At 63.7% G+C, this 19,779-nt stretch carries 14 protein-coding genes and 1 pseudogene; 4 read left to right on the top strand and 11 right to left on the bottom strand.

All coding sequences use genetic code 11. From position 1 onward, the window contains the following. Positions 1-261: 261 nt before the first annotated feature. The 8 genes and pseudogenes from AC5WNJ_RS09095 to AC5WNJ_RS09060 all read right to left on the bottom strand — a co-directional run. Positions 262-1,536 carry an AGE family epimerase/isomerase gene (locus AC5WNJ_RS09095; RefSeq protein ID WP_318527656.1) on the bottom strand — a complete coding sequence of 425 codons (1,275 nt, stop codon included), beginning with the start codon at positions 1,534-1,536 and terminating at the stop codon, positions 262-264. Next, positions 1,536-2,879, bottom strand: a complete 1,344-nt coding sequence (locus AC5WNJ_RS09090) for an MGH1-like glycoside hydrolase domain-containing protein (RefSeq protein WP_225346715.1) — start codon at positions 2,877-2,879, stop codon at positions 1,536-1,538. Before AC5WNJ_RS09090 ends, AC5WNJ_RS09095 begins: the two co-directional genes overlap by 1 nt. Before the next feature lie 205 nt (positions 2,880-3,084). Then, positions 3,085-4,119 (bottom strand): ABC transporter ATP-binding protein, encoded by a 1,035-nt coding sequence (locus AC5WNJ_RS09085; protein ID WP_495929413.1) that lies wholly within the window; start codon positions 4,117-4,119, stop codon positions 3,085-3,087. 101 nt (positions 4,120-4,220) lie between these two features. Further along, a complete protein-coding gene (locus AC5WNJ_RS09080; RefSeq protein WP_197738653.1) occupies positions 4,221-5,138 on the bottom strand; it encodes a carbohydrate ABC transporter permease in 918 nt (305 codons plus the stop codon). Then, positions 5,138-5,986: a carbohydrate ABC transporter permease gene (locus AC5WNJ_RS09075; protein ID WP_192838913.1), complete on the bottom strand. Its 849-nt coding sequence runs from the start codon at positions 5,984-5,986 to the stop codon at positions 5,138-5,140. Before AC5WNJ_RS09075 ends, AC5WNJ_RS09080 begins: the two co-directional genes overlap by 1 nt. A gap of 176 nt (positions 5,987-6,162) precedes the next feature. Then, a complete protein-coding gene (locus AC5WNJ_RS09070; protein ID WP_225346713.1) occupies positions 6,163-7,431 on the bottom strand; it encodes an ABC transporter substrate-binding protein in 1,269 nt (422 codons plus the stop codon). A 122-nt stretch (positions 7,432-7,553) separates the two neighbouring features. After that, positions 7,554-8,555, bottom strand: coding sequence for a substrate-binding domain-containing protein (locus AC5WNJ_RS09065; RefSeq protein ID WP_153635898.1), 1,002 nt, complete (start codon positions 8,553-8,555; stop codon positions 7,554-7,556). Between the two features lie 415 nt (positions 8,556-8,970). Further along, positions 8,971-10,380, bottom strand: a pseudogene (locus AC5WNJ_RS09060) (sugar porter family MFS transporter); the annotation flags it as partial. A gap of 61 nt (positions 10,381-10,441) precedes the next feature. On the opposite strand from AC5WNJ_RS09060, the gene AC5WNJ_RS09055 reads away from it, so the two are divergent. The 4 genes from AC5WNJ_RS09055 to AC5WNJ_RS09040 all read left to right on the top strand — a co-directional run bounded on the left by AC5WNJ_RS09055 (position 10,442) and on the right by AC5WNJ_RS09040 (position 14,840). Next, entirely contained in the window at positions 10,442-10,645 is a 204-nt protein-coding gene (locus AC5WNJ_RS09055; protein WP_153635896.1) for a hypothetical protein, read from the top strand. A gap of 41 nt (positions 10,646-10,686) precedes the next feature. Further along, positions 10,687-11,577, top strand: a complete 891-nt coding sequence (locus AC5WNJ_RS09050) for an MBL fold metallo-hydrolase (protein ID WP_153635895.1) — start codon at positions 10,687-10,689, stop codon at positions 11,575-11,577. Between the two features lie 100 nt (positions 11,578-11,677). Then, positions 11,678-13,033 carry an NAD(P)/FAD-dependent oxidoreductase gene (locus tag AC5WNJ_RS09045; protein ID WP_153635894.1) on the top strand — a complete coding sequence of 452 codons (1,356 nt, stop codon included), beginning with the start codon at positions 11,678-11,680 and terminating at the stop codon, positions 13,031-13,033. Beyond that, complete coding sequence (locus tag AC5WNJ_RS09040) at positions 13,026-14,840, top strand: SulP family inorganic anion transporter (protein ID WP_153635893.1); 1,815 nt, start codon at positions 13,026-13,028, stop codon at positions 14,838-14,840. Before AC5WNJ_RS09045 ends, AC5WNJ_RS09040 begins: the two co-directional genes overlap by 8 nt. 154 nt (positions 14,841-14,994) lie before the next feature. Here AC5WNJ_RS09040 and AC5WNJ_RS09035 read toward each other — a convergent pair whose 3' ends face one another. The 3 genes from AC5WNJ_RS09035 to AC5WNJ_RS09025 all read right to left on the bottom strand — a co-directional run bounded on the left by AC5WNJ_RS09035 (position 14,995) and on the right by AC5WNJ_RS09025 (position 19,633). Continuing rightward, positions 14,995-16,446, bottom strand: a complete 1,452-nt coding sequence (locus AC5WNJ_RS09035; RefSeq protein WP_225346712.1) for an aldehyde dehydrogenase family protein — start codon at positions 16,444-16,446, stop codon at positions 14,995-14,997. 94 nt (positions 16,447-16,540) lie between these two features. Next, entirely contained in the window at positions 16,541-18,193 is a 1,653-nt protein-coding gene (locus AC5WNJ_RS09030) for a 5-guanidino-2-oxopentanoate decarboxylase (protein ID WP_225346711.1), read from the bottom strand. A gap of 123 nt (positions 18,194-18,316) precedes the next feature. Next, positions 18,317-19,633 (bottom strand): YjiH family protein, encoded by a 1,317-nt coding sequence (locus AC5WNJ_RS09025; protein WP_153635891.1) that lies wholly within the window; start codon positions 19,631-19,633, stop codon positions 18,317-18,319. Positions 19,634-19,779 lie beyond the last annotated feature (146 nt).

The following is a 19,779-nucleotide window of genomic DNA, read 5'->3' as shown; positions in this document are numbered from 1 at the left end:
CGCTTGTTATTGTAGTTTCTGAAGCTTTTGAAACGGCTGGATGCAGCGCCTCGGGGCATGCCCGCGGCTGTCGGCTGCCGCCCTCTGCCGGGGCGGTCAGCGCAATCCAGTATTGTCAGGAGCGGTGCTCTAAAGAAACATGATAGGTGTACGAATAAATAGAGCGGGCTGGCAGGCGATGACAGGCAGTGAAGGTCTCCAGACGCCGACACCCCGCACAAGGCGGGGTGTCGGGTGGTGCGGTCGGCAGTGCGACAGGGCTCAGTCGCCGGTGATCACGCGCAACAGCTCATGGCAGGCGCCCAGGCTGTGATAGTCACACTTGGCCCCGGGCGAGCTCTTCAGGTCATCGAAGCGCTGGTTGTCGGCATTCAGCAGGCGATACCAGGCGCCGTGCTGGTGGTCGATGAAGTGCTGCCAGGCATAGCCCCACAGGCGCTCGTACCACTCGGCGTAGTGTGAATCACCAGTGGCCTCGTGCAGCAGCGCCGCGGCCACCAGGCTCTCGGCCTGCACCCAGAAGTACTTGTCGTCATCGCAGATGGTGCCGTCCGGCGCGAAGCCGTAGTAGATGCCACCGCGTTCGCTGTCCCAAGCCAGATCCAAGGCGGTATCGAACAGACGCTGCGTGGTCGGCAGCAGCCAGTCGTCATCGCGATGACGCTTGAGCATCAGCAACAGCTTGGCCCATTCCGTCAGGTGACCCGGCTGGAAGCCCCACGGGCGGTAGAGGTTCTTGGGGTCGTCGCGGTTGTAGTCCCAGTCGACGTTCCAGTCGCGATCGTAATGCTCCCAGATCAGGCCATCGGCCTTGGCGGCCTGACGCTGGCAGATGTTGCTGGCCAGGGTCATGGCCCGTTCCAGATAGTGCGCCTCGTCGGTGGCCTCGAAGGCGGCCAGCATGGCTTCACAGGCATGCATGTTGGCGTTCTGGCCACGATAGTCCGACAGTGTCTGCCAATCGGCGCTGGCCTCGTCGGCATAGAGTCCTGCCTCCGGTGACCAGAACCTGTCTTCCATCAGCGCGCGGGTCTCCTCGAGCCAGCCGCGAGCCTCCTCGATGCCGGCACGCCAGGCCGTCGCATAGGCCAGCATCACGAACGCTAGGCCGTAGCACTGGTTGGTGTGGTCTGCCTCGCCTTGCTCGCTCAGCGACCACAGATAGCCACCGGTCTGCGGATCGAGATGGACATCGCGCAGGTAGTCGATGCCGTGACGGGTCGCGGCGAGACATTGCTCATCACCGTTGCGCAGATATTCCATCGCGAAGTTGAAGACCATCCGCGTGCTGCTGACCAGATGACGCGCCGTGGGCGCATACACCGTACCGTCGTCGCGCCAAGCCTGGAAGTAGCCACCGCGCTCATGGTCTATAGCCTTGGGCAGATAGAAGTCCATGATCGAGCGGATATGCTCACCCAGAAAGTCGCGGCTGGCGAACGTTGCCGGCATGGGCGGTACTGCCTGGCATGACAGCGGTGCCTTTTGCGGTGCCTGCGCCAGTGGTGAGGCTTGCTGAGAGGCGTGCTGAGTCATCAGGAAGTCTCCACGACGCCGGCTGCGGCCTTGCTGGCGGTGAAGCTTTCCAGCGGGTTGAGCCAGTAGAGGTCCATCGCCGCGGTCCAGGAGAAGTCGCGGCCGCCACAGCCTTCGCCGGTCACCGAGTTGAAGTATTCGTAGTAGCCGGCGGCCTCGACGCACTTCTGGCTTGCTTGCTTGATCTGGTCGGCCTCGCGGGACATGCCATATTCCTCGCAGCCGGTGCCCAGCATCCAGTTGATGTGCAACCAGCTCGGTCCGCGCCAGTAACGCTTGGGCTCGAAGCGGGTGCTGGCCGGATGGGTAGAGGCGACACCGAAGGGCGCCTGTTCCAGCCATTCCTCGAGCAGACCGCCCATGCGCTGTGCCTGGGCGCCGCTTGCGACCCCGGCGAACAGCGGCAGGATACCGGCGGTGGTGATGTGCTCCAGCAGCACGTTGGCACGCGCATCACGGCTCAGGAAGCAGCCCAGCTCATCGCTCCACAGCGCCTGCACGCCTTCCTCGGTGCGCGCCAACGACTGCTTGAGGCTGAAGAGCGCCTCGCCGTGGGTGTTGACCAGACCCAGACCGGCGGCATCCTCTTCGCACAGCGCGATCAGGTCGCGCGTGCCACGGTGCAGGATGGAGATCAGGCTGATGTCCTCGACGCGGTACGGGCAGTCGCGATACAGCACCTCGGCGTCGTGCTCGTTCTGCTGGAAGAACTTCACCAGATAGATGTAGCGATCGTATTCGTACTTGTGCGGGCGCTCGGACGGATCGACCAGCCCGGTATCGCGACGCACGTATTCGGCATCGACCGGCGGCACGCCAGCCAGCGGGCCATCCCACTGGGGGCTGTTGTCCATGCCCGATTCCCACGGATGATAGCTGCACACGCGGCCGGTATGTTCCGGATCACGATCGCGGTAGAACCACAGGTGGTAGCGGATGACGCCGGGCAGGGTGGCGACCAGCTTTTCCTCGGCAAGCCGGCGATCACGGCCTTCCTCGAACAGCAGCTTCATGACGCTGGCCAGCACCGGCGGCTGGGAGATGGCGCTGGTCGACGGGCTATGCTTGACGCCCCAGACTTCCGGCCCCGGGAAGTAGGTTTCCGCGTCACCGTGGAAGACGATGTGCGGCACCATGCCGTTGTCCCACTGACCTTCCAGCAGGCGCTCAACCTCACGCCAGGCACGCGCTTCGTCACCGGCGGCCAGCCATCCCAGCGCGGTGATGGCGGCGTCCCAGTTCCACTGGAAGGGATAGAGGCCACGCGTGGGCACGGTGTAGCCGCCCAGGTCGTTGAGCTTGAGAACGTCGTGAGCGCTGAGCGCGTCGAGCTTGGCATTCATGTGAGTCGGCTCCGTCGTGGGTCGCGGTGTAGTTACAAAAGGACTGTCACAAAAGGGCTGTGAGAGAATGGTCATCAGTGACTGGCTGTCAGCGACTGATCGCAAGTGAGCAGTCGTCAATCAGTGTCGTGTCCGGCAAGCAGCACGGGCGGCTTGCCGGGTGTTGCAGATTGCCCGGCAACTGTCTGTCAGGTGCGCGGCGCTCTTACGCCGACATCAGGTGGCCGCTGTGGTCGTAGAAGCGCACCTTCTCGGCCAGCGGGCGGATGTGGATATCGCCGCCATTGCCGACTTCGAGATCGCTCGGCACGTTGACGCGAATCATCTCGTCACCGAAACGCGCGGTCAGCTGCTTGTGCGATCCCAGCAATTCCGAGACCAGTACGCGCACCGGGGCGAAGCTCTCGGTGGGCTCGAAGCGCACCTCGAAGTCCTCGGGGCGGATACCGCACTTGTGCACCTGCTGGCTCGATTGCTCGGAGCGGGTCGGGTGATTCCAGCGTGCATCCGGCGGAATGAAGTTCATCGGCGGGTTGCCGATGAAGCTGCCGACGAATTCGGTCGCCGGGTAGTGGTAGATCTCGGAGGGCGGCGCGTACTGCTCGATCTGGCCACCCTTCATGACCGCGATACGGTCCGCCAAGCTCATGGCCTCGACCTGGTCGTGGGTCACGTAGATGGTGGTGGTGTCGGAGGCGGCGAGGATGGTCTTGAGCTCGGCGCGCATCTCCAGACGCAGCAGGGCATCCAGATTCGAGAGCGGCTCATCCATCAGCAGCACTTCCGGCTCCGTCGCCAGGGCGCGCGCTACCGCGACACGCTGACGCTGACCGCCGGAGAGCTGACCGGAGTAGTGATCGAGGCGGTCCTCGATATGCATCAGTGCGGCAGTTTCCTTCACCTTGCGCTGGATATGCGCCTCGCTGTCCTTACGCACGCGCAGACCGAAGGCGATGTTCTCCGCCACGGTCATGTGCGGGAAGACGGCGTAGTTCTGGAACACCATCGCGATGCGACGATCGCGCGGTGCCAGCGAGGTGATCTCACGCTCGCCGATGCGGATCGAGCCGCTGCTCTCGTATTCCAGCCCCGCGATGATGCGCAGCAGAGTCGATTTGCCGCAGCCGGATGGACCGAGCAGCACGGTGAATTCCTTGTCGCGGATCTCGAGATCGATGGACTTGAGGATTTCCTGCTTGCCGAACTGCTTGCTTACGGCGCTGATTTGGATGGCTGACATGGTCTGACTCCTTTGATCGAGAGCGGCGGCGAGGAAGTGAACTCGCTTGCGAGAGACGATGAGGATCGCCGCCGGTCATTGGCCTGATGAGCGGGCGTACGTTAGCGGTTGGAAATGCCCCACATGCTGAACAGGTACTTCCTGATCGCGAACAGGAACAGCAGCGCCGGGACGACCAGAATCAGACCACCGGCATACTTGATCTCGGCAGGTGACTCGGAAAGGCTCTGCACCAGGAAGGCGGTCAGGGTGCGGTTCTCGACGGTGAGAATCGCCGAGGCGAACACCTCGTTCCACGAGATCACGAAGGCGAACACGGCCGAGGCGGTGATGCCCGGCGCGGCCAGCGGCAGTACCACGCGGCGGAAGGCCTGCCAGCGGTTGCAGCCCATCAACCAGGCGGCTTCCTCGAGTTCCACCGGAATGCCCATGAACAGGCTGGAGGTGATCAGCACCGCAAACGGCAGTGCCAGGGTGGCGTGCACCATCGCCAGACCCAGGATGGAGTCATCGATGCCGACCTGGATGAAGATGACGGCCAGCGGCAGCGCCAGCAGCGGCATCGGGAAGGCCCGCGACAGGATGATGATCATGCGGTAGGCATTCATGCCCGGGAACACGAAGCGGGCCAGCGCATAGCCTGCCGGCGCGCCGAGCACGATGGCGATCACCATGGTGAAGACGGCGGCCAGCAGCGAGTTGCCCAGTGCGCTGATCACGCCCTGGTAGTGCCAGAAGAAGTCGAGGGTCTCGAAGCTCAGCGCCGGGGTCAGGGTCTTGGGCCAGCCGGTGATCTGCTCCGGCGTGCTGACGCTGTTGAGCATCAGCAGGGCGATGGGCACCAGCACCCACAGCACCAGGATCGAGACACCGGCCCGGAACAGCCATCTCCAGGCCATGTCATTGCGACGTGGCTTGTGGGCGGTCTGCGCCAGCTGGCTTGAGGAATCGGCTAAGGAGGCGCTTGCGCGTGACGAAAGCGATGACGGCATGACGGCCTCGGAAGAAGAGGATTTCATCAGCGGGCCTCCTTCGGCACATTGAGGAACTTGATGTAGAAGCCGGTGATGACCACCGAGATCAGCATGATCAACACTGCGTAGGCTGCAGCGGCACCTGTCTGCTGGTAGAGGAACTGCCAGTCGAAGGTCTCGCTCATCAGTACCGGCATGTCACTGCCGCCCAGCATCATCACTACCGCGAAGACCTCGAGTGCCAGCAGGGTGCGCAGAATCAGCGCCGACTGGATGCTGGGGCGCAACATCGGCAGGGTGATCTTCCACAGGCGCTGCCAGTAGCTGGCGCCGAACACCTGACCGGCCTCGTCATATTCCTTGGGGATCAGCCCCATGCCCGATACCAGGATCACCAGCACGATGGCGGTACCGCGCCAGATCTCGGCGACCACCACGGCCAGGAACAGCGCGAAGGCATTCTGATAGTTGAGCCAGGACGCCGGCGCATCGATTACGCTGACCGCGCTCAAAAAGCTGTTGAGGAAGCCGAACTGCTCGAGGATCGCCAGCCAGATGATGCCGGCGGCCAGATCGGAGATGCCCAGCGGGATGGTCCAGATGTAGAGGATGCTGTCGCGGCCCTTGTTCATCCTGGTGACCATCAGCGCCATGCCGATGGCCAGCACCAGCTGCAGCGGTACCACGACCCCGGTCAGCAGCAGGGTGTTCTTGAGTGACGGCCAGAAGTTGAAGTCCTGATAGATGCGCGTGAAGTTGGCCAGGCCCACGTTGCCATCACTGCTGGTGAAGGCCTCGGCGAAGATCTGGATGAACGGATAGAGAAAGAAGGCACCCATGAACAGCAGGCTGGGGGCGATCAGGTAATAAGGTAGCCAGCGATCGTGCTTCATCTTTGCTCACCTTTGGCGTTGTTGTGATAGCTTGTCGGAATGGTTTGGTGGCACTGGGTCGGCATGACAGGGGTTGGCGTACCGTCGTGGCGACCCGTCGGGGGGGCGTTGTTGCTGCTGTGTTGCGAGTGTTGCGAGTGCTGCGTTCTTGAGTGTTGCGTTCTGGCGCCAGCGGCTTACTTGACCGGGCAGGGGCCGTCGCTGGGGGGATCCGGGAGCCAGCAGCCTGCGCCTGATGTGTTGATCAGCGTCTGCAGGCGCGGGGCGAGGATATCCAGCGTCTCCTCGATGTCGGCGTCGCGCAGTACGATCTGCACGAAGGCATCGCGGTAGATCTTGTTGAACAGGCCCGACTGCTGGCCCAGGCCGCTGGGCAGCAGCGAGAGCACGGCGTCGTCGGCGGAGGACTGGGCCGCGACCGCCTTGCCGGACATGCGAATGCTGGCGGGCAGGTCATCGGGAAGCTCGGCTTCCACCACCGGGAAGAAGTTGGTGGCCCGTAGGGTGCGAATCTGGGCTTCCGGCGTCATCAGATAGCGGATCAGCCTGCGCGAGGCATCGGGATTCGTGGCATTGGCGGGTACCGCCAGGCCAGCGACCACCGGCATGTAGCCGCGTCCGCTTGGGCCGGCAGGGGCCGGGAAGGCCACGTACTGATCCGGCTGCTTGTTGAAGGCATCCTTGAGGCGCGCGGTGTGATCGAAGGCGACCCACACCTCGCCATTGAGCAGCGGTTCCTGCATGAAGCCGTAGGCGGTGGAGCGCGGATTGGTCACCGCCCAGATCTCGCGAAACTTCTGCCACATGGCCACGGCGTCATCGCTGCGGAACTCACGCACCACCGAGTGAGTGAAGGACGGGTAGAGATAGCCTTCCAGGAAGCGGTGGATCAGCCCCTTGCGACCGGCCGGGAAGCCCAGCTTGGGGCTGCCGGTGGCCTCCTGCATGTTGCGGCCCCAGGCCAGCAGCTCGTCATAGCTCAGCGCGTTCAGGTCAGCGCCTTCGGGCAGGTAGGGCAGCGCCTTGCGGTTGGCGGCCATGATGTAGGTCGCCTGCATCCACGGAATGTAGCGCTGCTGGTCGCCGCCCAGCTTGCCCAGCGTCATGTACTGCTTGCTGATGCCAGTGTCCGCAAGCGAGCCTTGCAGGTCATTCAGCGGCGTCAGAATACTGGGCGTCAGCGACCCCAGTTCGCCGTGCAGCCCGCCGAGCAGATCCAGCGCGCCATCGGGGCTGGTCTTCTCCGCCTCGAGACGCGACAGGAAGGTGCCTGTCTCCTGCGGCATGTAATTGATAGCCTCGGCGTAGGGTGCCAGCGCGATCTCGCGCATCTGCTGAGCCTCTTCCAGCGGTCTGGCCTGGGTGCTGAAGAAGGTGATGTCAGCGAGGGCGGACGTAGTGCCCAGCAGCGCCAGCAAAGCGAGGGCGGTTGGCATCTTGCGCATGGAGGTCTCCCCGATCGGGTATTGTTTTTCTGGCGTCACGCTGACCACGTTCTGGCGTTTGGCGGTCAGGCGTCTGGCGTCGTGAGGTCAGTCGATGGTCCTGTGTGCTCAGGCATGTGTGCTCAGGCAGTGGTATCGCGCAGCAGCAGGTCGTAATCGAAGCAGCGATGGCGTGGCGAGCCCTCCTGCGGTGCCAGCACCAGTTCGATCAGCGCCTGACTGACGATCTCGAACGAGATGTCCAGGGTGCTGAGGCTGGGCTGGCGGTACATCTGCGGCGGCAGGTTATCGGCGCCGATGATGGCGATGTCCTCGCCGGGTGTATGACCGCAAGCGCTGACCGCTTCCATCACGCCGTAGGCGAAGATGTCGCTGGCACACACGAAGGCGGTGGGGGCGTTGGCCCCGGACAGCGCTTCATGGGCGACCTGATAGGCGCTGGCATAGCCGTGCGGGCAATGGCGCGAGCTGGGCGCGAGGCCGGCGTCGTGCATCGCCTGCAGATAGCCGGTCTCACGTTCGACGGCGGTATAGAGGTCGCTGAAGAAGTTGAGGAACAGGATATTGCGATGGCCCAGGCCAATCAGATGGCGGGTGGCGCGCATGAAGCCGTCGGCGGCATTGATGTCGACCCAGTCGTGTTCGCTGGCGCGGCCGGTACGACCGTGAGTGACGAAGGGGATGCCGCTGTCGAGCAGGAAGTCGACGCGCGGGTCCTGAATGCGGGTACGGGCTACCACGAAGGAATCGACCTTGCCGCCATCGATGAAGCGCTTGTAGGTATCCAGCTCGTCGCGGTCCTCGGGTACCGTGGTAACGATGAGGTCGTGTTCCGGTGCGGCGTCGTGCAGCGCCTGACCCAGTGATACCAGCAGGCGGGTGTTGAATTGATCACGAAAGTCGCCCTGGGCGCCGTTCATGATGTAGCCCACCGAAGAGGTGCGGCCTGTCTTCAGGCGGCGTGCGCTCTGATTGGGCTTGTAGCCCACTTCACTGGCATAGGCCTGCACCCGCTCACGGGTCGTGGCGCTGACATCCTCGAATCCGCCCAATGCCCGTGAGACCGTCGTGACCGACAGGCCCAGCTGGCTGGCGAGATGCTTGAGTGTGATGTTCGGCGGCATGGCACTTTTCCCTTGGCGGTAACGGTAAGCAGAAATCGTTACCCGAAACGTTTCGGAAGCGATCTTTTCACTGTTTCAATTGGCTTGGCAAGAATGACGAGACCAAAGAATATATCCGTAATAATCCCGATATCTGGCGCTGAAAATCGCCGATGAGGCTGGCGATTGAGCCGGCGACGATACCACGCTATTTGCACGTAGCGATCTGGCGCGCGTCAGCGCAGGAGAAGGGCAGCAATCCATATGGAGTGCTGGCATTGGTGTCGCTCCCACATGTCGTGAGGCGACGCTCGGCGGGGGCTCCTGACGGGCATGACTGCCAGAGCCACAAACGCCGACACCCCGCACAGGGCGGGGTGTCGGCGTCTGGAGAGCGTTATTCGAGTCAGGTTTCAAAGCCCGATCGTCAAGAGCCTCAGTTGCCCTGTGAAGCGAGTGCCGCGGCCTGTTCCAGCTCCTTCTCCTTGCGCGAAGGGCGGATCAGACGGCCCTGGAGTTCCTCAAGGGAGACACCCTTGGTCTCGGGCATGAAGAACAGCACGAAGACCAACTGCAGCAGCATCATCAGGGCGAAGAAGGCGAACACCGGTCCGCCACTGAAGTGGCTGAGAATGGTCGGCATCAGCAGCGCGATCAATGCCGCGAAGACCCAGTGCACGGAGCTGCCGAAGGACTGGCCCATGGCGCGTACCTTGTTGGGGAAGATCTCAGAGATGAACACCCAGATCACCGTACCCTGGCTCATGGCATGCGCCGCAATGAAGACAGCCATCAAAATCGGGACCCCATAACCGCCCAAGGCACTGAAGTCCTTGAGGTAGAAGGCCCAGGAAATCAGGCACACCGACAGCAGATAACCGGCAGAGCCGATCAGGATCAATGTGCGTCGACCCAGCTTGTCGATCAAGGACATGCCCAGCATCGTGAAGGCGAGATTGATGACCCCGATGCCTGCCGTAGAGAGCAGGGCAGCACTGGATTCAAGCTGCGCCTCGGCCAGAATGCGCGGCGCATAGTAGATGATGAAGTTGATGCCGGACAGCTGATTGAAGGCCGCGATCAGGAAGGCGAACAGCACCGGCAGACGATAGCGCCAGGCGAACAGGCGAGTATGTTGCTTGACGCTCTCTTTGCTTTCCGTACCACGGATAATGGCAATTTCTTCCGCGATATCGGCCTTGGGGTTGATCTGTTTGATCACCTCCGCCGCTGCCGCTTCATCGTTGCGCTTGAGGATCAGCCAGCGCGGGCTGCGCGGCACCTTGCAGATCATCAGCAGATAGAGCGCGGCTGGCACGGCTTCCACGCCCAGCATCCAGCGCCAGTTCTCACCGTCGGTGAAGCCGATGAAGTAATTGGAGACGAAGGCGATCAGAATCCCGAAGACGATATTGAACTGATAGAGCCCGACCAGCGCACCACGCCGCTCGCGCGGTGCGATTTCCGAGATGTAGATGGGCGCCGCGACGGACGAGGCCCCCACGCCCAGCCCGCCCAGCAGACGGAAGAACGAGAACACATAAGGGTCAGTGGCCAGCGCCGACCCCAGCGCAGAGACGAGATAGAGTATACCGATGCCGATCAGCGTGGCACGGCGCCCGAAGCGATCGGTCGGCCAGTTGCCGAAGATGGCGCCGATCACCGTGCCCCACAGGGCCATCGACATGATGATGAGGCCGTGGTTGAGATCGCTGAGACCCCATTGGCTCTGCAGTGAGGTATCCGCCCCCGAGATGACGGCGGTATCGAAACCGAACAGGAAGCCGGCGAGGGCAACCGTGATCGACCATTGAAGAATGCGTGGCATGGCGTAGCTCATCCAATGAGGCGTGAAGGAAAGACAGCGATTCGCGGAGGTTAATCGTTAAAGAGTGCAAGGGTGAATCGTGTCACCTGGCGATATCAGCCTATCTGCCCTGCGGCGTGCCATCCGCTATACCTTTGGGGGAGAGCCGCCCCGGCAGCCGCACTTGCTCGGCCTCGACTCAGAAATTATCTCGCTAGAACAGCAGGTTATTGAAATCGCCTTATTGTTATTCTTTATGGTTTTAACGTTATTCTTTTTTGCGTTGTTGACGATGCAGGCGTAGGCTTGAGGCATCAATCCTTGAGCGAAGCAGGAGGTCGAAAGATGGCAACCTCAACACAGCGCCCCCAGGTCGAGAGCTTCTTCGACGAAGACAGCAATACCTTCACGCACCTGGTGCGTGACCCGCAGTCCCGTCAGTGCGCGATCATCGATCCCGTGCTCGACTTCGATTATCCCGCAGGCCACACCAGCACCCGCTCAGCGGATGCCTTGCTTGCGCATATCGACGCCGAGTCCCTCGAGGTGGCGTGGATTCTCGAGACCCACGTTCACGCCGACCACCTGTCGGCGGCCGCCTACCTGAAAGACAAGCTGGATTGTCAGCTGGCGATCGGGGCGCGCATACGCGAAGTGCAGGACATCTTTGCCGATATCTTCGCCGCCGAGGCGGGTTTCGCGCGTGATGGTCGCCAGTTCGATCGCCTGCTGGAAGAGGGCGACAGCCTGGCCATCGGCGGGCTTGAATGCCGCGTGCTGCATACGCCGGGTCATACGCCGGCCTGCGTCAGCTACGTGATCGGCGACGCCGTCTTCGTCGGCGATACCCTGTTCATGCCCGATTACGGCACCGCGCGCTGCGATTTCCCCGGCGGCGATGCGCGCGCGCTGTATCGCTCGATCCACAAGGTGCTCTCGCTACCTGACAGCACGCGCATCTTCCTTTGTCATGATTATTCGGCCGAAGGACGCGAAGGCTTCTGCTGCCAGACGTCGGTGGGTGAGCAGCGTGAGCACAATATCCATGTGCATGACGGCATCGATGAGCAGGCCTTCGTCGATATGCGTTCAAAGCGTGACGCCGGGCTTGGCATGCCGCGCCTGATGCTGCCGGCGGTGCAGGTGAACATGCGCGCCGGCCAGATGCCGCCGGCGGAAGACAACGGGCGCGCCTATCTCAAGATTCCGCTCAATCTGCCTTTTGATCAGCTGTGATGGCCGCCATGCCGGCTTTGCTGAAGTGCTTTGCCTATGTAGCTTGCTTACGTAATTCTGTGACTCAAATGGACGAATTTCCGCGATGGGAGCCTTATCGATGAGCCAGAGCACGCCACAAACCCCGCCAGTTTCGGGTTCTGCAACGACGCCTTGTGACAATCAGGGCGCTGATTCGGCCACGCAGGCGACTCGCACCGCCAATCACCGTCTGGCACCCAACGCCCACAAGGTGGTGATCATCGGTGGTGGGGCCGGCGGTATCGCGGTGGCGGCCAGTCTGCTCAAGCGCCAGCCGGGCATGGACATCGCCATCGTCGAACCCGCCGAGCAGCACAGCTATCAGCCGGGCTGGACGATGGTTGGTGGCGGCATCTTCACGCCGGAATTCACGCGCAAGCCGATGCACTCGGTGATGCCCAAGGGCGTGCACTGGTATCGCGATACCGCCACCGGCATCGATGCCGAGGCGCACGAAGTCACGCTTGGCAATTGCCATCGCCTGCGCTACGAGCGCCTGGTGATCGCCATCGGGCTGGAACTGGATTGGAGCGCCATCGAGGGGCTGGAAGAGACGCTGGGGATGAATGGCGTCACCTCCAACTATCGCTATGATCTCGCGCCCTATACCTGGCAGCTGGTGCAGTCTCTCAAGGGCGGCAAGGCGCTCTTCACCCAGCCGCCGATGCCCATCAAGTGCGCCGGTGCGCCGCAGAAGGCGATGTATCTGGCCTGCGATCACTGGCAGCGCGAGAACGTGCTGTCGCAGCTCGAGGTCAGCTTCCACAACGCCGGCGGCGTGATGTTCGGCGTGCCGGCCTACGTGCCAGCGCTGGAAGAGGCGGTCGCGGGCTATGGTATCGATGTCAGGTTCCATCAGCGCCTGGTCGGAGTGGATGGCGAGACGCAGACGGCACGCTTCGAGGTGCCGGCAGCCGAGGAGGGCGGCGAGCCGCAGATCGTCGAGCAGTCCTTCGACATGCTGCATGTGGTGCCGCCGCAGAAGGCACCGGCGTTGATCGCACAGTCCGGGCTGGCGAACGGCGCTGGCTGGCTGGATCTCGACCCCGAGACCCTGCAGCACATGAGCCATCCAGACATCTTCGGGCTGGGCGATGTCAGCGGCACCTCGAATGCCAAGACTGCCGCAGCGGTGCGCAAGCAGTCCCCTGTGGTGGTGGAGAATCTGCTCGCCACACTGACCGGTGGCGCGCTCACGGCGGGCTATCGGGGTTATGGCTCCTGCCCGCTGACGGTGGAGAACGGCCGCATCGTGCTGGCGGAATTCGGCTACGGCGGCGAACTGCAGCCGACCTTCCCCAAGTGGGTCAATGACGGCACGCGTCCGACTCGCCTGGCCTGGCAGCTCAAGGCGCGGGGGCTGCCGTTCATCTACTGGAACCTGATGCTCAAGGGCCATGAATGGCTGGCGCGTCCGGCGTCACGCGATGTCTGAGCCGGTTCGAGAGGCAAAGGGGACGCCGCTTGCCCGCTGGCTGCCGCTGGCGGGTTGGCTTGCCCATTATGACCGCCACAGTCTCGGGCGCGATCTGCTGGCGGCGGTGATCGTCAGCGTCATGCTGGTGCCTCAGGCGCTGGCCTATGCGCTACTGGCGGGGCTGCCGGCGCAGGTCGGTCTTTATGCCAGCATGTTGCCGCTGGTGCTGTATGCGCTGTTCGGCACCAGCAGCACCCTGGCGGTGGGGCCTGTGGCGATCATCTCGCTGATGACGGCCTCGGCGATCGCGGGCATGAGCGGCGCCGATGGCGCAGCGCTCTCCACGCCCGAGATGCTGTCCGCCGCGCTGCTGCTGGCCTTTCTCTCCGGTGCGATGTTGATCGCCATGGGGCTGTTGCGCCTGGGAGTGCTGGTGAATTTCATCAGCCACCCGGTGATCTCGGGCTTCATGACCGCCTCGGGCATTCTGATCATCGCCAGTCAGCTCGGGCCCCTCACCGGCCTGAGCCTCAGCGGCGGCAATCTGATCGCCATGGGCGAATCGCTGTCGGCAGGCGGGCAGGGGCTGCACTGGCCGACACTCGTCATCGGGGTGGGCTGCCTGGCGGGGTTGATTCTGGCACGCCGATATCTCAAGCAGGGCCTGATGGCCCTCGGGATGCGCGCGAGCGCGGCGGGCATGCTGTGCAAGACCACACCGATTCTCGCTGTCATCCTAACCAGCCTGCTGACGTGGGGGCTGCAATTTGGAGAACAGGGCATGGCGCTGGTCGGCAGCGTGCCCGGCGGCTTGCCCACCCTGAGCCTGCCGTCCTTCGTCAGCAATGACTGGTCGGGCCTTCTGCTCTCGGCACTCTTGATCAGCGTGGTCGGCTTCGTCGAATCGCTGGCGCTGGCCCAGACCCTCGCCGCGCGTCGCCGTCAGCGCATCGACCCCGACAAGGAACTGATCGCGCTGGGCGTCTCCAACATGGGGGCAGGCATCAGCGGCGGCATGCCGATCTCGGGCGGGCTGTCGCGCTCGGTGGTCAACTTCGATGCCGGGGCGGCCACGCCCTTGGCGGGGGCCTTCACCGCCATCGGCATTCTGCTCGCCAGCCTGTGGCTGACCGACTGGCTGGCGTGGCTGCCGCGCGCGACGCTGGCGGCGATCATCATCGTCGCCACTACCAGCCTGATCGATCTCGCGGCGATCAAACGCACCTTCCGCTACTCGAAGGGTGACGGTGCGGCGCTGTTGGTCACGCTGATCATCACCCTCGCGCATGGGGTGGAGAGCGGCATCATCGTCGGTATCGTCGTGTCGCTGGGGCTCTATCTCAAGCGCACCAGCCAGCCGCACAGTGCGCTGGTCGGGCGCGTGCCGGGCAGCGAGCACTTTCGCAATGTCGAGCGCCATGAGGTGGAGACCGATCCTGAACTTGCGATTCTGCGGATCGACGAGAGCCTGTATTTCGCCAATGCGCGCTATCTGGAAGACACGGTGCTGGCGCTGATGGCCGAACGCCCCTCGCTCAAGCACCTGGTGCTGGCCTGTCAGGCGGTCAACCTGATCGATGCCTCGGCGCTGGAAAGCCTGGAAGTCATCAATGAGCGCTTGAGCGCCGCTGGCGTGCAACTGCATCTGAGTGAAGTGAAGGGCCCGGTGATGGACCGCCTCAAGTGCTCGGAGCTGCCGGCCAATCTGGGTGGCGACATCTATCTCAGCACCTTCGATGCCTGGCAGGCGCTGAGCATTCACGGCAGCCATTGCGACCAGTCCTGCGCGCGCGACGGTATCAGCCAGACGACGGCGGTTGGCTGACAGGAGAAGACCCTGGTTTCAACGGAGAGCCGTGAAGAAGAGGAGCTCTGAGCAAGAGCCTTGAAGCAAGAGCCTTGAAGAAAAACGCCCCGTCTCGGTGATTGCCGAGGCGGGGCGTCTTGTCATCTGAACACAAGGCACTCAGCCAATACGTTCAGTCAAGCACTGGTCCGATGATGTGCTTGACCTCCAGGTAGCCCGCCATGCCCCAGGGCCCCAGCTCACGGCCGATGCCGCTGCGCTTGAAGCCACCCCAGCTGGCCTGTACCAGCGGCAACTGCTCGCTGTTGTACCACACCACCCCGGCGCGCAGACGACGGCCGAGCTGCTGGGCGCGTCTGGCATCACCGCTGACCACCGTGGCCACCAGGCCGAAATCACAGTCATTGGCGAGGCGAATCGCCTCGGCCTCATCGACGACGCGGCGCGAGCACAGCACCGGCCCGAAGATCTCCTCGCGCCACAGACGGCTAGTCACCGGCACATCGATGAAAAGCGTCGGCGCCACGAAGTAGCCCTTGTTCGGCAGGCTGCGGTGGGTGCCATCGCGCAGCGCCGTCAGGCCTTCCTCGCGCGCCACGTTCAGATAGCTCAGCACGGTATCGCGCTGGCGGGCGCTGGTCATCGGGCCCATCTGGGTCGCGGCGTCCAGCGGGTCACCCAGCACCAGCGCATCGATGCGGCTGGCCAGTGCGGCGTGCAGCTCATCGGCGATGGACTCATGCACCAGCAGGCGCGAGGTGGCGGAGCAGATCTGGCCGGCGTTGAAGTAGATACCCGCCATCACCCAGTCGGCGGCTTCCTCGATGTCGGCATCGTCGAGCACGATGATCGGCGACTTGCCGCCAAGCTCAAGGGAGACGCCGCGCGTGCCGCAGGCCGCGGCCTGCATGACCTTCTCACCGACCACATTGCTGCCGGTGAAGGAAATCTTGTCGATGCGCGGATGACGGGTCAGCGGCGCGCCGATGCCCTCGCCATCGCCGTGCAGCAGGTTGAACACGCCCGCCGGCAGTCCGGCTTCCAGCGCGATCTCGGCCATCACCTGTTCCGGCAGTGGTGTCACTTCAGATGGCTTGATCACCAGGGTGCAACCCGCGGCCAGCGCCGGCGCGACCTTCCAGGCGCTGGTGACCAGCGGGAAGTTCCACGGCGTGATCAGTCCCACCACGCCTGCCGGCTCGTGATAGGTGTGCGCGGCATAGCCCTCGACATCATGCGCGACCTCCGCGCCCTGACGCGCATCCAGCGCGCGTGCCTGGGCGGCGTAGTAGCGGTAGCAGCCGATGGCGTCATCAAGATCGATCTCGGCCTCGGCGCGGATCTTGCCGTTGTTGCGACACGACATCTCCACCAGCGCTTCCCGACGTGAGGTCAGCCCCTCGGCGAAGGCCTCCAGATAGACCGCACGCTCGGCGCCGCTCAGTGCCTGCCAGCCCTCGAAGGCTTCGGCGGCAGCCGCGACCGCAACCTCCACATCGCGTGCATCGCCGGCCGTCACCTCGGCAATGACGGTTTCCTCGAAGGGGTTGGTGACCGCCAGACGACGCTCGCCGTGGGACTTGACCCACGCATTGTTGATGAACTGATGATCGAGCTTGTGCATGGACATTCCTGACATGTGAGTGTCTTGCCGCCTGCCACCTCAGGGTCACAGGCGGGCATTGTTCGTGAAAATGATGCGCTGCGCCTAGCCGGACTCAGCCGGCGATTGAGCGCTGCCATCCCGCCGCATCGATTTCCACCAGCAGCGGGGCGCTTGCGTCGCGCTCGCTGATCGCTGTCGCCAGCTCACGGGGGGAGTCGATCGCGACGGCGGCGCAGCCAAAGCCCTGGGCGAGCAGCTGGAAGTCGGGGGACTTGATGTCGACTCCCAGGCGCGTGACGCCGGCGTTGTCCATGAAGCGGCGAATCTCTTCATAGCCCTGGTTGTGCCACAGCACGATCACCACCGGCAGCTGTTCTTCCACCGCGCAGGCGAGTTCGGACAGCGTGAACATGATGCCGCCATCGCCGACCAGCGCGATCACCGGCAGGTCCGGGCGGCCCAGGGTGGCGCCCATCGCGGCAGGCAGGCCGTAGCCGAGCGTGCCGTAGCCAGTGGAGGCATTGAAGTAGCGGCGCGGCGCCGGCTGGCTGAGCAGGTGATTGGCAGCGTAGACCGTCGCACAGGAATCGCCGACCCAGATCGCCTCCGGCAGCGCTTGCTGCAGGGTATTGAACAGCGGCACGTAGGGCGCGAAGGCCGGGTCAGTCGGTATCGCGAGGGCGTCAAGCGTGGCGGCGGTAATCTGCGCGCCGCGTGTCTTGCCTTTCGGGTTGCTCTCGAGGCCGGTCAGCCGGTCGGCGAGGGTCTCCAGCGCCAAGCCGGCGTCGGCGACGATGGCGAGTGTCGCCTGCTGGTTGCGCGCCAGTTGTTCGGGGTCGATATCGATGCGGATCAGCTGGCCACCGATGACGAAGCCATCATCGAACACCACGTCGTAGTCGGTCTCGCCAAGTTCGGTGCCGATCGCCAGCACCACATCGGCGTCGCACGCCAGTTTGCGTACCGCAGGCAGCGCGGCATTGGCGCCGAGATCCAGTGGGTGAGCGCTGCCCAGCAGGCCCTTGGCATTGATGGTGGTGACGGTGGGGGCATCGAGTGCCTCCACCAACTGGCGGGCCGCTGCGGGTGCGGCGACACAGCCACCGCCCAGCAGCACCAGCGGGCGCTCGGCGCCCTGCAGCAGGCTCACGGCTTCCTCGAGCAGGGCCGGGTCCGGCGCCAGACGGCCGATGCGCGGGCGCGTGACGTCATGGGTGGTGCGACCGGCAGGCAGTGCCACCTCGGCATTGAACAGATCGATGGGAATCTCGATATGCACCGGTCCCGGGCGGGCGCCCTCGAACAGCGCGAAGGCGCGGGCCAGCACTTCCGGCAGTGCGGACGTGTCGAGCAGCGTGTGGCTGAAGCGCGCTACGCCCGACACCAGCTGCTGCTGGCTGGGCAGCTCATGCAGACGCCCCTGGCCACGGCCGAGGGTGTCGGTGCGATTGACGCTGGAGATCACCAGCATCGGAATGGAGTCGGCCAGCGCCTGCCCCATCGCGGTGGTGATGTTGGTCATCCCCGGGCCGGTGATGATGAAGCACACCCCGGGCTTGCCGGTACTGCGGGCATAGCCATCGGCCATGAAGCCAGCGCCTTGTTCATGGCGCGGGGTGACGTGGCGAATGCTGCTCGCGGCGGGATCGGCATCCGGTTCCAGGCCACGGTAGAGCTCGACGGTATGTACGCCGGGAATACCGAAGACGGTGTCGACGCCGTAGGTGTCACGCAGCAATCGGATCAGGAGTTCAGCACAGGTCATGGCAGTCTATCCGGCAGACGGGAGCGCCGTGGCGCTCCCTGAAGTCATGAGGAAAAGGAGTCGGTCGCGAAGCGGTGTCAGTCGAGTGCGAGTCGTCGCTCAACTAGCAGTTCAATCGATGGCTCAGAACACGAACAGATGGGCGATACCAGCGATGATCGGCAGGGTGATCAGTGTACGCAGCACGAAGATGGCCACCAGTTCCCACAGCTTGAGCGGAATCTTCGACTTGAGCAGCAGGGCACCGATCTCGGACATGTAGATCAACTGGGTCAGTGACAGGCAGGCGATCACGAAGCGGGTCAGTTCGCTGTCGATGTCCTTGGCCAGTACCGCCGGCAGGAACATGTCGGCAAATCCGACCAGCGTCGCCGGGGCTGCCTCTGCTGCGTGGGGAATCTGCAGCAGTTCCAGCAGCGGAATCATCGGGTAGGACAGCCAGGTGAACACCGGCGTGAACTCGGCCAGCATCAGCGCCACGGTACCGATGGCGATCACCACCGGCAGCAGACCGAGGAAGATGTCCGCCACGTTGAAGCAGGCCGATTTCACCAGCTTGAGCGGGCCCGGCGCATGCTCGGCGCGCGCGACGGCCATGCCGAGTGAGTAGCGCAGCACGCCACAGCCGCTCTGATTCTCTTCACTGATCTGGCAGCCGACCGGCTCGTGGTAGTCATCGCGCTTGCGTGACAGCGGCGGCAGACGCGGCACGATGACGGCGGCGATCAGGCCCGCGATGACCACGGTCAGGTAGAAGGGCACGAACAGGTGGTTGATGTTCATGAAGCTGGTGACCAGCAATGCGAAGGCGATCGAGACCACCGAGAAGTTGGTGGCGATCACCGCCGCTTCACGCTTGCTGTAGAAGCCCTGCTCGTACTGCTGGGTGGTGATCAGCACGCCGACGGTGCCGGAGCCCATCCATGAGGCGGTGGCATCGATGGCGCTGCGCCCGGGCAGATTGAAGATGGCACGGAACGGACGGCGTACCAGGCTGCCGATGAATTCCATGAAGCCGAAGTCGACCAGCAGCGGCAGCAGAATGGCCGCGAAGAAGAAGAAGGTCAGCAGTACCGGCGCGAGATCATTGAGCATCACGCCGCCGGTGAAGGCCGCCGTCACTTGAGTGGGGCCCCACTGGAAGTAGGTCATCAGCGCGAAGATGGCGCCGAGGGCACGCATGCCAAACCATACCGGCGAGACATCGAACAGCTCGTGTGCCGCGCCCTGACGTGCCCAGGCCGGTTTGGCGAGCTTGACGAAGCCGGTCAGCAGTACGGAAAGGCACAGCACCGCGACGGCGATGGCGGGTAGTGCGCCGCCCAGCGTCGCCTTGAGCCAATCGGCCATCAGGCCCATGCCGATATTGATGGTGTCACCCGTGCTGAAGGGCACCAGGAAGAAGCTGACGCCGAGCAATGACGGCAGCAGGAATTTCATGACTCCATGAGTCGTGAGCGGAACGGGACGGGTGGCGATGAGCTCTTTCTGAGCCTTCTCACCCTTGTGCACCTTGTCTGAAGGTGAATCGGCGCTTGGGCTGGAGCGGGACGGCGTGTGATCCGCCGTCGGGTCGATGCTGGTTG

The sequence above is a fragment of the Cobetia sp. PDI-23MA genome, from assembly GCF_059507735.1.
The sequence above is the reverse complement of the archived record's forward strand: the minus strand, read 5'-3'. Positions and strand labels throughout refer to the sequence as shown.

Coding starts and splice junctions, on each gene's coding strand:
- AC5WNJ_RS09090 (WP_225346715.1), bottom strand. CDS start 2,879: ATGAATGCCAAGCTCGACGCGCTCAGCGCTCACGACGTTCTCAAGCTC.
- AC5WNJ_RS09070 (WP_225346713.1), bottom strand. CDS start 7,431: ATGCGCAAGATGCCAACCGCCCTCGCTTTGCTGGCGCTGCTGGGCACT.
- AC5WNJ_RS09095 (WP_318527656.1), bottom strand. CDS start 1,536: ATGACTCAGCACGCCTCTCAGCAAGCCTCACCACTGGCGCAGGCACCG.
- AC5WNJ_RS09085 (WP_495929413.1), bottom strand. CDS start 4,119: ATGTCAGCCATCCAAATCAGCGCCGTAAGCAAGCAGTTCGGCAAGCAG.
- AC5WNJ_RS09075 (WP_192838913.1), bottom strand. CDS start 5,986: ATGAAGCACGATCGCTGGCTACCTTATTACCTGATCGCCCCCAGCCTG.
- AC5WNJ_RS09035 (WP_225346712.1), bottom strand. CDS start 16,446: ATGCACAAGCTCGATCATCAGTTCATCAACAATGCGTGGGTCAAGTCC.
- AC5WNJ_RS09080 (WP_197738653.1), bottom strand. CDS start 5,138: ATGAAATCCTCTTCTTCCGAGGCCGTCATGCCGTCATCGCTTTCGTCA.
- AC5WNJ_RS09040 (WP_153635893.1), top strand. CDS start 13,026: ATGTCTGAGCCGGTTCGAGAGGCAAAGGGGACGCCGCTTGCCCGCTGG.
- AC5WNJ_RS09025 (WP_153635891.1), bottom strand. CDS start 19,633: ATGAAATTCCTGCTGCCGTCATTGCTCGGCGTCAGCTTCTTCCTGGTG.
- AC5WNJ_RS09045 (WP_153635894.1), top strand. CDS start 11,678: ATGAGCCAGAGCACGCCACAAACCCCGCCAGTTTCGGGTTCTGCAACG.
- AC5WNJ_RS09050 (WP_153635895.1), top strand. CDS start 10,687: ATGGCAACCTCAACACAGCGCCCCCAGGTCGAGAGCTTCTTCGACGAA.
- AC5WNJ_RS09030 (WP_225346711.1), bottom strand. CDS start 18,193: ATGACCTGTGCTGAACTCCTGATCCGATTGCTGCGTGACACCTACGGC.
- AC5WNJ_RS09065 (WP_153635898.1), bottom strand. CDS start 8,555: ATGCCGCCGAACATCACACTCAAGCATCTCGCCAGCCAGCTGGGCCTG.